The following is an 11,550-nucleotide window of genomic DNA, read 5'->3' on the forward strand; positions in this document are numbered from 1 at the left end:
CCCACACCGAAGCAAGAGAGAAACCGTGAGCATCACCGACCGCGAACAACAGCCCCTCGATGTCCTTGACGATGCCGGGCGGAAGATCCTCTTCACCGAAGCCCGCACCGCAAACACCTTCGCCGCTACAGCTGTCACCGACGACGAACTCGCCACGGTCTGGGAGCTCACCCGCTGGTCGCCGAGCGCAGCCAACGGCCAGCCTCTGCGTGTCCTCTTCGTGCGCACCCGTGAGGGCAAGGAGCGACTGGTCCGGCATCTCGACGAGGGCAACAGGGCCAAGACCCTCAGTGCGCCTGCCGTGGCGATCCTCGCGTACGACGTCGACTTCCACGACCTGATGCCGACCGTCTTCCCGGCCCGCGGCGAGATGCTGCGAGCGGCGTTCGCCGACCAGACCGAGAAGCGCAAGACCATCGCGTCCTACAACTCGGCGCTGCAGACCGGGGTCTTCCTGCTCGCGGTGCGCGCGGCGGGGCTGGCGGCCGGTCCCATGGCGGGGTTCGACACGGCCGGCGTGGACGAGGAGTTCTTCGCCGGTACCAGCTGGCGTTCGCATCTGGTGGTCAACATCGGTCACCCCGGAGCCGACCCGTGGTTCCCGCGACTGCCCCGCGTGCCCGCTGAGGACGCCGTCGCCTGGGCCTGACGGCACTGGCCGCATGGTCGCGCGGGATCGAAGTCCGAGCACCCGAGGGTGGTCGGCTCGGAAGTAGAGGTGCCATGCCGTGGGCGCCGGTGTTCTCGTGAGTGCCGGCGCCCAGGCGCGGCACGCCGCCGACAGCGTGGCAGCACTTCGACCGGGGAGGTCGCGAGGACAACCCCCTCACGCCGCGGCGGGGAGACCCCGAGGGCGCGGACGTCACGCTCGGTACCGGCGCTGGTCGGCGCTGCGTCGGCGAAGTCGGTCGGTGTGGCGGGCGACATCATTGACGCGCGCCGCGAGGTCAGGGTGGTCGGACGCAAGGTGTGCGTACGCAGCGGTGAGGGGGCCGACGAGGGCGGCCGCGTCGTTGTCGGCGAGGGCGGTGGTGAGGTCGGCGAGCGGGGTGCGGGCGGTGGCGGGGAGGTCGGTGAGCGCGGTGATCTGGCCGGAGAGTCGGCGTAGGTCCGCAGCATTAGCGCGGGCCCAGGCGGTGATGATGCGGTCGGAGGCGCGGCGGTCGCGGGTGGTCTGTATCCGCTGCTCGCCCGTGGACCCGGGCTGTCCGGGGCGTATGCGCAGGTAGCGGCGTTCGGCGGCCCGGCGGCTGGAGACGCCGAGGGGGTGGGCGAAGTCGGGCTGGCTGACGCCCGCGTGCCGAGCCGCTTCGATCAGGCCCGGTTCCCATCCGGCGAGTTGACCGCGTACCTCGCGGAGCAGCAGGAGCGCGGCGAGCGTCTCTGCTCCGAGCTGGTCCGGGCGGTGTGCAAGGCCTCGTGGATCGTGTTCAGTGCCGCGGCTGCGGCGGGGAAAGAGGCGGGGGTGGGGCCGCGGGCGCGGGGGATGGGCTGATCGTCCACGGACATGTGGCCTCCGACACGTGGTGTCGTCATCTCGACGACCGTCTGGGCATGTTCAGCTGTGCGACGGACGCCGCGATCGCCGGCGTGGAACACCACGTCGCACGGGTCCGCGACAGCAACCGACAGAGAGGAGCGGTTGCCACAGGCTCCGCTCGACGCACGGTTTCTCCGCCGCTTCGGTCATGGCTCGCTCAGGATCGCACCAGAGATCGCGGCACCTTGATGCTCCGTGAGCGCAGCCATTCGCCGAGCGCTTTGGCCTGCGCGTCCAGCCGCAGTGTCGAGGTCGCGCCGGTCCCGAGCAGTCCTCGAATGAGGAAGTTGACCGCGCCCAGGTGGGGGAGTTCGTAGCGTGAGATCTCCAGTTCGCGCGTTTCGGGAAGGAGGCGCCGCACCTCGTCGATGGTGAGGGCGGACTTGAGCCAGTCCCATGCCTCACGGTCGCGTACCCAGACGCCGAGGTTCGCGTCGCCGCCCTTGTCGCCGGAGCGGGCGTGCACGATCTCACCGAGTGGGGCGACGATGAGTTCGTCCGTCCGCGGTGCAGGCACCGATTGCGCGAGCGCCGGCTCGGCCCGCGGCGTCACCTCGCCACCGGTGTCGTCCGGGTTGCCGGGGGCGATGGTCTCCGTCGTGCCGTCGTGGTGATGGACCGTGTGATGGAGCGTCCGCTGGTCGAGCAGTGCGGGCCAGTAGGCACCGAACGCGGACCCCGGTTGCGGAGGGCCGAGGGCGTACAGCCCGGGGTAGCTGGACAGAGCCAGCTCCACCACGCGCGAGGAGAAGGCGCGCCCGGCGGCCTGCTGCGTCCCCTGCACGGTGATCCTGAGCAGCTCGGTTCCCGCGTTCTGGGTGTCGGGGTCGTGCTGGGCCTGCCCGATGCGCTCGACGGCGACCGCGTCGAGCCCACGGGCGGCCTCGGCGTAGCGCTGGACGAATCGCTCGACCAGGGCGGCCTTCGCGTCGAGGTCCGTGCCGGTGAGCGCGAGGATCGCGCTGTTCGTCCAGCCTCCCACCCCTGTGATCGCGACCTTGGTCGTCTCGGGTGGCGCCGAGCCCCGCACGCCACTGATCCGGACGCGGTCCTCTCCGAGGCCGGTCAGCGTGGCGGTGTCCAGGTGGGCGGTCACGTCCGGGTTGAGATAGGCGGGCTCACCGATCTCGTAGAGCAGTTGGGCGGTGACCGTGTCATGGGTGACCACACCGCCGGTGCCCGGGTTCTTGGTGATCACCGAGGAGCCGTCCGCGGCGATCTCGGCGATCGGGAACCCCGGCTCCACGAGGTCGGGCACGGTACGAAACCCGGAGAAGTTGCCGCCGGTCGCCTGTGGCCCGCATTCGATGATGTGTCCGGCGGCGACCGCGCCGGCCAGGGCGTCGTGGTCGTCAGGCGTCCATCCCCACCACCAGGCGGCCGGCCCGACGACCAACGAGGCGTCGGTGACGCGGCCGGTGACGACGATGTCGGCGCCGTTGCGGAGGGCGCGCGCGATGCCGAATCCGCCCAGGTAGGCGTTGGCCGTCAGCGGCTGGTGCGGCCAGTCCGACAGCGGCTGACCGGTCGTCAGGTGGGGCAGGATATGGCCCGCTTGCCGCAGACCGTCGAGGCTGCCGAAGACGTCGTCGCCCTCGATGTGGGAGACCCGCAGGTCGTGACCGTGGCGTGCGACCAGTTCACGGGTCGCGGCGGCCAGCCCGGCGGGGTTGAGTCCTCCGGCGTTGACCACGAGCCTGATCCCGTTCGCGACGAGGTGCTCGAGCGCCGCGTCGAGGTGCTGCAGGAAGGTGGTCGCGTAGCCCTTCGTGCTGTCCTTGGCGCGCGCCTTGCCGAGGATCAGCATCGTGACCTCGGCGAGGTAGTCACCGGTGAGTACGTCGATGCCGCCCGCTCGGGCCATGTCGGCCATGGCCGATGCGCGGTCGCCGTAGAACCCGGAGCAGTTTCCGACGCGGAGGGGACGCTGCCCCGGTACTGATGCTGACGTCATGCCGACTCTTTCGGTGTAGAGGTACCAAGACCGCCGGTGTTCTCGCCCCCGGTCCTGCTGACCCGTACCGTCCCTTCGAACCCCACCTCGCCGGAGGGGTGTTCCTCGACAAGCTCGAGGGTCATGCGGTCGCCCTCGACCTGCGTCACCCGGGCGGTGTAGACCAAGTTGGCCGGCGCATAGGCGGGCTTGCGCAGGCGGTAGGCGACCTTCGTCACGCGCCACTCCGGTCCGAGACCCTCGGTGACGCAGCGCAGGGCGAGCGCCGCCCGCAGGTGGGAGTGCAGCACGACAGAGCCGTGACCCTCCTCGCGTGCATAGCGGTCGTCGAAGTGGATGCGGTGCGGGTTCCAGGTGACCGCGCTGTAGCGGAACAGCTGAAAGGGTGTGGCCGTGTGCTTGAGCCGGGGGAGCATGTCCCCGGCCTGGAAGCTGATGGACATTACGACTCCTGCAAGGGGTTGCGCAGTACGACGGTGCGCCGGTTGCGATTGAGGACGGCACCCTCGGCGGACATGAACGTGTTGATGGTGGTGACGAACACGCCGGTGCCGGAGCGGGTCTGTTTGGGGGTGACCGCCTCCAGGGTGGCCTCGAGAACCACCTCCGTCCCCGCGGTCACGGGAGAGACCAGCTCCATCTCCTCGCCGGCGCCCATCACGCGCAGCCCCAGGTCGCCGTCACCGAGGGGTATGTCACCGCCGACGGGGGTTCCGTCGGGCTGGAGCTGGGCCTCCAGGGTGCCGATGCCCCACTCCACGATCGCGGCGAGCATGTTCGGTGGCGCCACGACATCCGCGTACCCGGCCGAGCGTGCGGCCGCCGCGTCGTAGTGGACCGGGTCCGTGGCGCCGATGGTCAGTGCGTAGCGGCCGATGGTCACTGCGTCCAGCGTGCCGAGGCTCCGGCGTGTGAGGACGGCTCCGGTCCGCGGCTGGTTCTGGGCGTAGTACTCCGCCAGCGGAGTGCCGGGTTCAGGTGTGAACATGCCTGGGCTCCTCACCGTTGATCTGGGTGCCGGCTTTGCCGGCCGCATTCGCGTGGCCGGGAAGCTCCGCGAGAACCTCCCGTGTCGACCGGCCCAGCGGCGGCGCGGCCCGCAGCGGGTCCACCGGTGAGTCGCTGAGCCTCAGAGGGCATCCTGGGACCGGCACCCGGCCCCGGGCCGGGTGCTCGACGTACTGGATCATGCCGCGCTGGATCAGGTGCTCGTCGGAGTCGACCTCGCGGATCGACTTCACCGGCGCGCAGGGCACCCCGGCGGCCTGCAGGTCCCGTACCAGCTCGGCACGCGTCCGGGTCCTGGTGCGGGAAGAGACCTCTTCGTCTACCGCGTCGATGTGGGCGACCCGGTCCTTCTGCGTGCGGAACCTGGGGTCGTCGATCAGCTCGGGCCGGCCGAGCGCGGTCGCCACGCCGCGCCAGTGCCGCTCGGCGATGCAGATGATCGCCAGCCATCCGTCGCTGGTCCGGTAGATGTTGTACGGCGCGACCGCCATACCCGTGTGCCGGTTCCCGGTGCGCTCGGGAAGCTGCCGGTCGGGGTGGTTGTGCAGGCCGCCGAGGCTGGATGCCAGCATCGGGTAGATGGTGTCGTGCATCGAGACCTCGACGATCTGCCCCCGTCCCGTGCGCTCGCGCTGGAACAGGGCCGCGCTGATCGCCCCGAACAGGTGGATGCCGCCGGAGAAGTCCACGAACGCGGCGCCGGCCTTGGTCGGCGGCCCGTCGGGCACTCCGGTGGCCGAGGCGCTTCCGGACATCGCCTGCACGGTGATGTCCATGGCCGACATGTGGGCGTACGGGCCCGTGGACCCGTAGCCCTTGCCGCAGGCCACGACCAGACGCGGGTTGTGTTCGAGGAGCCGCTCCGGGCTGAGCTGGAGGCGCTCCATCGTGCCCGGCGCGTAGTTCTCGATGAGCACGTCGGCGGTCCCGACCAGATCGAGGAGCGCCTGGCGACCGGCGTCGGTCTTCAAGTCGAGGACCACACTGCGCTTGTTGGAGTTGAGCATCACGAACTCGTGGGACTCGATGGGCTCGTGCGAGCGGAAGCGCAGTGGCTCACCGCCGGGTGGCTCGACCTTGATGACGTCGGCGCCCAGTTGTGCGAGCAGGAGCCCGCAGTAGGGGCCGTTGTAGATCTGACCCAGTTCCAGGACCCGGATGCCGTCGAACGCCGTTCGCATGGCTGCTCCCTTGCCGATCAGGACTTGTTCGGACCGGCAAAGCCGCCGTGGATGTAGCCGACCGGTCCCGTGCCCTGCGCCGCCGCCCCGGTCTCGGTCAGGTGCTGGAGGGTCACGGAGTCCATGACCGAGTGGAAGGTGCCGTCCTCGTTGAAGCTGACCTGCGCGCCCTCGATCCAGGCCAGGGCAACGGTGTCCTCGGTGTTGTCCTCGGGGCAGTAGAAGGTGTGCACCGAGCCGCCGGGCTCGTACAGGTAGGAGCCCGCGGTCTGCGGCTGGTCGGAGTACTCGTGGTACAGCCAGCGGCCCTGGATCGTCCACACCTGAGCCGGACCGGTGTGGTAGTGGAGCGGCAGCTTGCAACCGGGTGCCAAGGTGGCAAGGAACACCCACTCGCCGCGCTCGGGGTCCAGGCGCAGCGTCTGGATGTGAATGCCGGGGCCGACGAGATCCTTGAGCAGCGGGATCTGGTCGACGTTGACGGTCAGAAGCTCACCCTGCGGCAGAGCGACCAACGGCAGCGGGACGCCGCCGCGGGTGGTGGCCACGGTGGGAGAGACGGATGCGGTCATGTTTTCGAGCCTTTCCATGTGAGTGCATGCGGTATGGACGGTGCTGTCAGGTTTCGGCGGGAGCCGGACTACGGCCCCTCTACCGGAACCGGCGCAACGATCGGCTCGGTGCGCCGGGAGAACAGATAGGAGGCGAGGCCCGCCGGCACGAACATCAGGACTCCGTAGAGAGCCGCGGGGACGGCCATCACCTCGTCGCCGATCACCGAGAGGCTGACAATGACGGCCAGCGTGGAGTTGTGGAGGCCGATCTCCATCGCCGAGGCGATCGACTGGCGGCGGCCGACCCGGAAGAGACGAGTCACGACGTAGCCGATGGTCAGGCTCAGCGCGCAGAGCAACAGGTCGATTCCGCCGAGCCTGCCCATGTTCGCTGCGAAGACGTCGAAGGATTGCGTGAGGGCGCCGACCGTCGCCAGCGCCAGCACCAACGCCGAGGCAATCTTGACGGGTTGACGCATGGCATCTGCCCAGGCGCTGAACCGATGACGTGTCCAGACCCCGATGGCGACCGGGACCAGCACGATGGCCAGCACCTGGACGAACTTCCCGAACTGCAGACCGATCGAGGCCTCGTCTCCCAGGAATCTCCACGTGGCCAGCGCGACGACGACCGGCAGCGTGAACGCGGCCAGCAGGGAGTTGATGGCGGTCAGCGTGATGTTCAGCGCGACATCGCCACCGGCGAGATGGCTGAACAGGTTTGCCGTGATGCCGCCCGGGGAGGCCACCAGGAGCATCACGCCCACCGCCAGCGCGCCCTGCAGACGAAACGCGAGAACCATTCCGAGACAGACCGCGGGGAGCACGACGATCTGGCAGGTCAAGGCCACGGCCGCGGCCTTCGGGTACTTCAGCACCCGGGCGAAGTCGGCGACCGTCAATGTCAGACCCAGGCCGAACATCACCAGCCCGAGAGTGAGCGGCAGAAGCATTGTGAACATGAGCGACGCCATGGCTGACTCCTAGATTGGGACCGGCGAACTCGGGGGCGGTTCCGGCGGGACGGTCGGGTCACTCCAAGCAGACGTTCGGCCCAGCTCCAGGACCCGGACGCCGTCCAACGCCGGCCATCCCCCTTTGCGATCAGGAGTTGGTGACGCCGACGGCGCCGCCGCGGATGTAGGGGACCGGTCCGGTGCCCTGCGCCGCCGACACGGTCTCGGTCCGGTGCTGAGCGGAAACGGCGTCCATGATCGAGTGGAAGGTGCCGTCCTCGTTGAAGTTGACTGCCGCGCCCTCGATCCATGCCAGGGCAACGGTGTCCTCGGTGTTGTCCTCGGGGCAGTAGAAGGTGTGCACCGAGCCGCCGGGCTCGTACAGGTAGGAGCCCGCGGTCTGCGGCTGGTCGGGGTACTCGCTGTACAGCCAGCGGCCCTGGATCGTCCACACCTGAACCGGGCCGGTGTGGTAGTGCAGGGGCAGCCTGGCCCCGGGCGACAGGATGCCCAGGACGACCCACTCGCCGCGCTCGGGGTCCAGGCGCAGCGGCTGGATGTGAACGCCGGGGGCGATGGCGTCCTTGAGCAGCGGGATCTGGTCGATGTTGACGGTCAGGAGCTCACCCTGCGACAGGGCGACCACCGGCAGCGGGGCACCGCTGCCGGTGGCGGCTACGCCGGGAGAGACGGATGCGGTCATGTTTTGGGGCCTTCCGGTGCGATTGCTGATCTTCCGGGACATGCGATCGCCGAGGGCGTACGTATTTACGGATGCCGAGACGTATTTCCGGATGCAGGGAAGCTACGGTGATCCACGTCTCTCTGACAAGACGCCTGCACGGACCTTTTTCGGAGGGCGGTGCTAGCATCAGCGCATGCCCGTCCGCCCGCATCGCACGGTTGACCGAGTGATCGGGATCCTCGAAGCCGTGGCCCTGAGCCCGCGGGGCGTGACGCTGGCTGAGCTCGCAGCCACCCTGGACGCGGCGAAGAGCTCCGTTCAGGAGCTGACCAACGGCCTTCTCGCACGCGGCTATCTCATCGAGGACGACCGCCGGTTCCACCTCGGACCAGGGCCCTTCGTCCTCGCCGCACGCGCGAACAAGCTGGCCGCCCTTTCACTCGATCACAACTTCCTGGCCGAGTTGAGCAAGGTCCTCGGCTGCACCGTCCTCGCCGGGGTGCGCGTCGGGGACGCCCTCGTCTACACCGACCACGCCGGTCAGGAGTCACCGGGCCTGACCTTCGTCGCGCGCACCCACGCCCGCCGCCCCCTCTACACGACCGCTGCCGGCAAGACGCTGCTCGCCCATGTCCCCGACGAGGAGATGTACCGGCTCCTGGAGCTGGCCAGTGCCGAGCAGGCAGGAGAGGTCCGGCAGTTCCTCGCGGAGCTGCCCGAGATCCGCTCCCGCGGACTCGCCTTCAACCGCGGAGTCACGTTCAAGGACGCTTTTGCCGTGGCCACGCCCCTGTTGGCATCCGACGGCAGTCCGATAGCGGCGATCAGTGCAGCGATCGACCCCGCAGAAGCGGATCGTCTCGACGACGTCGGCGAAGAGCTCAAAAAGGCAGTCGCCGTTCTCGACCCCAAGTACGGGCCCAACCGCGCTTGATCCCCCTGCGCAGGTGCGCGGCCCGGCTGTCGCCCTCCGGCGAGGTCCAGCCGCCGCGGCAGCGCCGACGCGGGCCTCAGTAGATCTTCACCAACAGGAGGGCCGAGTCGTCGGCGCGGTCTCCTGATGGCTGGGCGTGGGCGAGACGTGTGTCGGCGACGTCGTCCAGCGGGCCGGTGGCTTTGGAGAGCGCTGCCGCGAGATCGGCGAGGGCGGTTTCGTGGTCGCTGCCGGGGATTTCGATGAGTCCGTCGGTGCAGAGGCCAGGAGGGTGCCGGGAGACAGAGGGACGTCGTGGTGGGGTACTCCGCGCCTTGGGGCCGACGCCCAGCACTGGGCCTGGCGCTACGAGACCTGGCGTTCCGCACCGGCGGCACGGCAGCCACGACACGCTGGGACACCGGTACCGGTACGCGTCGTGGCCCAGCTCGCCGGCGAGGAGTTCCTCAGCCGTATCCTCGCCCGACTCCCATCCACTGGGTGACACAGCTGTGCCGGCGGCCCCGTCCACTCTTCCGGCGAAACGGTTGGGGCTGCATCCGCCGGGCACACGTGTCAATTGCCGTCAGTCGCCCTGCTGCTCGGCCGGCCGCAGCCCAGCGCTCCACTTCTCCTCGATCCGCCCGAGCTTCCACACGGCCAGCGCAGTACCCCACGTGGCGAAGAAGAGGCCGACGATGACGAAGCCGATGATGTTGAGGTCCAGGCCGCCGACCCAGTCCCAGAACGCGCCGTGCAGGCCTGCCTTGTCGGCGAGCAGGCCCAGCAGCTCGGCAGTGCCGATGATCAGCGCGACGGCGACGGACAGGCCAGTGATGACGAGGTTGTAGTAGACCTTGCGGACTGGCTTGGAAAAGGCCCAGCCGTAGGCGAAGTTCATGAAACAACCATCGATGGTGTCCAGCAGGCTCATGCCGGCCGCGAAGAGTACCGGCAGGCAGAGTATGGCGTACCAGGGCAGCCCGGATGCCGCTCCAGAGCCTGCCAGCACCAGCAGTGCGACCTCGGTGGCGGTATCGAAGCCGAGACCGAACAGAAGGCCGAGTGGGTACATCTGCCAGGGCCTGGTGATCGACTTCATCACGCGTCCCAGCAGGCGGTTCATGAGGCCACGATTGTTGAGCTGCTGCTCCAGAGCGGCCTCGTCGAAGTGGCCCGAGCGCATCTGCCGGAACACTGCCCAGATACCCGCCAGGATGATGCTGTTGATGACGGCGATGATGTAGAGGAAAGTCCCGGAGGCGGTCGTACCGATCACCTGGGTTACGTGGTGCAACTCGGAGTTGTCGTCCCGTACCGGTCCGGCGAGGGCTTTGATACCTAGGGAGAGCAAGAGCGCCAGGAAGAACACGATGCTGGAGTGCCCCAGGGAGAACCAGAAGCCGGCCGACAAGGGACGTCGGCCCTCCTCCATCAGTTTCCGAGTGGTGTTGTCGATCGCCGCGATGTGGTCGGCGTCGAAGGCGTGCCGCATGCCGAGGGTGTAGGCGCTCACTCCAATGCCGATTCCGAAACCTTTGGTGCCCAGGCTGTAGTGCTCCGGCGCCACGATCGCGACCAGCGTGAACCACCCGATGACGTGGAGTCCGACGATGAAGACGCCCATTCCGGCGACGCGGCCCCACTCGGCGCGGCTCATCGAGCCGGATATGTGGCGCCAGCGGGAAGTGGATCTGCTGGTAGCCGTGCGTGCGGCTGTCATGCGTGGTCTTCCTTCGTTTCTACGGGACAGGCCGTGAGGCGCCCGGTGGGCGAGAAGGGGCCAATTGAGCCCGCTCCCGTCCACCGGGCGCCTCAAGCGCGTTCAAGCCACGGGCCCGGCTGAGCACGCGGCGCAAGCGGCGTCAGTGTCACCGGTTTCGGTTCCCGTCGTGGTCGTAGCGGTTCGAGCCGCCGTCGTACCGATAGGAGCCGTGGTCGTTCCGATACCAGTTGCGGTCGTACCGGTTCCAGTCGCGGTCGTACCGGTAGTTCCTGTCGTGCTTCCAGCCGCGGTACTCGTCATGCCAACTGCAGTGGTGAACGTGGCGGTCGTGCCGGCCCCAATTGGTGTGCCTGTCCCCGTCGTCGCGCTGTCGGCCGCGGTAGTCGTCCCGGCAGTGCTTGTACTCGTGGTCGTGCCGGTAGGAGACATCGCGGTGCCAGCGGTGGCCGTCGGTCTTGATACTCACGGCTGAGCGCTGGACATGCTCGGACGCAGGAGTCGCGGCCGAGGCGGTGCCACCGGCACCGAGAACGGCTCCACCCGCGACCGCGGCGGAGGCGGCAGCAAGAGCGAAGCGCTTCGTGAGCTTCCTCATGATTTTCCCTTCAGGTGGGCGCAATCCGCTCCCAGTGATTGCTGGTGCGAGTGATGGATGCGCCATTGGTGGTCGAGCGCGCGGCGGCGTGATTCACCCTTTTGAGGGCCGGCCGACGGCCAACGGTCGGCACAGGCCACAGAAACGGCGGCGCCGCGCAAGGTTCCATACAACGTATGGAAGCAAGACAATTCGTACCATACGATGTATGGAACTGTCGAGCGCCGGAGTCGGCGACCCCGAATGGGGAGGTCTCGATAGGGCGCTGGAAGAGCTTGTGACCCAGGTCACAGTGAGACAAGTTGACTCATAGATGGTCTGTGAGGCAATCTGTCTCACAGAGGGGGGTCGCGAAAGCGCAGAACTCGCGACTACCCGCAGATGCCGTAGATGCCACCGCATTCACGCATAAGTGCTATTGGAGGAAACCATGACCGC

At 68.4% G+C, this 11,550-nt stretch carries 12 protein-coding genes and 1 pseudogene; 2 read left to right on the plus strand and 11 right to left on the minus strand.

What is annotated here, in order from left to right; genetic code table 11:
• The first annotated feature begins 25 nt into the window (after positions 1–25).
• Complete coding sequence (locus ACWDEN_RS45065) at positions 26–649, plus strand: malonic semialdehyde reductase (protein WP_450863818.1); 624 nt, start codon at positions 26–28, stop codon at positions 647–649.
• 213 nt (positions 650–862) lie between these two features.
• Here the strand turns inward: ACWDEN_RS45065 and ACWDEN_RS45070 are convergent.
• The 8 genes and pseudogenes from ACWDEN_RS45070 to ACWDEN_RS45105 all read right to left on the minus strand — a co-directional run bounded on the left by ACWDEN_RS45070 (position 863) and on the right by ACWDEN_RS45105 (position 7,896).
• Positions 863–1,509 (minus strand): annotated as a pseudogene (locus tag ACWDEN_RS45070) (type III effector protein).
• 188 nt (positions 1,510–1,697) lie between these two features.
• On the minus strand, positions 1,698–3,494 hold the full coding sequence (locus ACWDEN_RS45075) for an acyclic terpene utilization AtuA family protein (protein ID WP_450863820.1): 1,797 nt from the start codon (positions 3,492–3,494) through the stop codon (positions 1,698–1,700).
• The gene (locus ACWDEN_RS45080; RefSeq protein ID WP_365333767.1) at positions 3,491–3,937 is read right to left on the minus strand and encodes a MaoC/PaaZ C-terminal domain-containing protein; all 447 of its coding nucleotides are present in this window, start codon (positions 3,935–3,937) and stop codon (positions 3,491–3,493) included. Before ACWDEN_RS45080 ends, ACWDEN_RS45075 begins: the two co-directional genes overlap by 4 nt.
• Positions 3,937–4,482 carry an FAS1-like dehydratase domain-containing protein gene (locus ACWDEN_RS45085; RefSeq protein ID WP_450863822.1) on the minus strand — a complete coding sequence of 182 codons (546 nt, stop codon included), beginning with the start codon at positions 4,480–4,482 and terminating at the stop codon, positions 3,937–3,939. Before ACWDEN_RS45085 ends, ACWDEN_RS45080 begins: the two co-directional genes overlap by 1 nt.
• Entirely contained in the window at positions 4,469–5,683 is a 1,215-nt protein-coding gene (locus ACWDEN_RS45090; RefSeq protein ID WP_450863824.1) for a CaiB/BaiF CoA transferase family protein, read from the minus strand. Before ACWDEN_RS45090 ends, ACWDEN_RS45085 begins: the two co-directional genes overlap by 14 nt.
• A 17-nt stretch (positions 5,684–5,700) precedes the next feature.
• Positions 5,701–6,255, minus strand: coding sequence for a 2,4'-dihydroxyacetophenone dioxygenase family protein (locus tag ACWDEN_RS45095; RefSeq protein ID WP_450863825.1), 555 nt, complete (start codon positions 6,253–6,255; stop codon positions 5,701–5,703).
• 68 nt (positions 6,256–6,323) lie between these two features.
• Positions 6,324–7,211, minus strand: coding sequence for a bile acid:sodium symporter family protein (locus ACWDEN_RS45100; RefSeq protein ID WP_450863827.1), 888 nt, complete (start codon positions 7,209–7,211; stop codon positions 6,324–6,326).
• A 130-nt stretch (positions 7,212–7,341) separates the two neighbouring features.
• Entirely contained in the window at positions 7,342–7,896 is a 555-nt protein-coding gene (locus ACWDEN_RS45105) for a 2,4'-dihydroxyacetophenone dioxygenase family protein (protein ID WP_450863829.1), read from the minus strand.
• A 175-nt stretch (positions 7,897–8,071) separates the two neighbouring features.
• Here ACWDEN_RS45105 and ACWDEN_RS45110 point away from each other — a divergent pair, with 175 nt between their 5' ends.
• Positions 8,072–8,812 (plus strand): IclR family transcriptional regulator, encoded by a 741-nt coding sequence (locus tag ACWDEN_RS45110; RefSeq protein WP_450863831.1) that lies wholly within the window; start codon positions 8,072–8,074, stop codon positions 8,810–8,812.
• A 76-nt stretch (positions 8,813–8,888) separates the two neighbouring features.
• Here the strand turns inward: ACWDEN_RS45110 and ACWDEN_RS45115 are convergent, their stop codons facing one another.
• The 3 genes from ACWDEN_RS45115 to ACWDEN_RS45125 all read right to left on the minus strand — a co-directional run bounded on the left by ACWDEN_RS45115 (position 8,889) and on the right by ACWDEN_RS45125 (position 10,983).
• Positions 8,889–9,146 carry a SpoIIE family protein phosphatase gene (locus ACWDEN_RS45115; protein WP_450863833.1) on the minus strand — a complete coding sequence of 86 codons (258 nt, stop codon included), beginning with the start codon at positions 9,144–9,146 and terminating at the stop codon, positions 8,889–8,891.
• Positions 9,147–9,377: 231 nt separating this feature from the next.
• Complete coding sequence (locus ACWDEN_RS45120) at positions 9,378–10,451, minus strand: HoxN/HupN/NixA family nickel/cobalt transporter (RefSeq protein ID WP_450863839.1); 1,074 nt, start codon at positions 10,449–10,451, stop codon at positions 9,378–9,380.
• Between the two features lie 211 nt (positions 10,452–10,662).
• Positions 10,663–10,983: a hypothetical protein gene (locus ACWDEN_RS45125; protein ID WP_450863835.1), complete on the minus strand. Its 321-nt coding sequence runs from the start codon at positions 10,981–10,983 to the stop codon at positions 10,663–10,665.
• Positions 10,984–11,550 lie beyond the last annotated feature (567 nt).

It is taken from the genome of Streptomyces sp. NPDC001153, from assembly GCF_053598315.1.

Coding starts and splice junctions, on each gene's coding strand:
- ACWDEN_RS45120 (WP_450863839.1), bottom strand. CDS start 10,451: ATGAGCCGCGCCGAGTGGGGCCGCGTCGCCGGAATGGGCGTCTTCATC.
- ACWDEN_RS45110 (WP_450863831.1), top strand. CDS start 8,072: ATGCCCGTCCGCCCGCATCGCACGGTTGACCGAGTGATCGGGATCCTC.
- ACWDEN_RS45085 (WP_450863822.1), bottom strand. CDS start 4,482: ATGTTCACACCTGAACCCGGCACTCCGCTGGCGGAGTACTACGCCCAG.
- ACWDEN_RS45095 (WP_450863825.1), bottom strand. CDS start 6,255: ATGACCGCATCCGTCTCTCCCACCGTGGCCACCACCCGCGGCGGCGTC.
- ACWDEN_RS45100 (WP_450863827.1), bottom strand. CDS start 7,211: ATGGCGTCGCTCATGTTCACAATGCTTCTGCCGCTCACTCTCGGGCTG.
- ACWDEN_RS45080 (WP_365333767.1), bottom strand. CDS start 3,937: ATGTCCATCAGCTTCCAGGCCGGGGACATGCTCCCCCGGCTCAAGCAC.
- ACWDEN_RS45105 (WP_450863829.1), bottom strand. CDS start 7,896: ATGACCGCATCCGTCTCTCCCGGCGTAGCCGCCACCGGCAGCGGTGCC.
- ACWDEN_RS45075 (WP_450863820.1), bottom strand. CDS start 3,494: ATGACGTCAGCATCAGTACCGGGGCAGCGTCCCCTCCGCGTCGGAAAC.
- ACWDEN_RS45090 (WP_450863824.1), bottom strand. CDS start 5,683: ATGCGAACGGCGTTCGACGGCATCCGGGTCCTGGAACTGGGTCAGATC.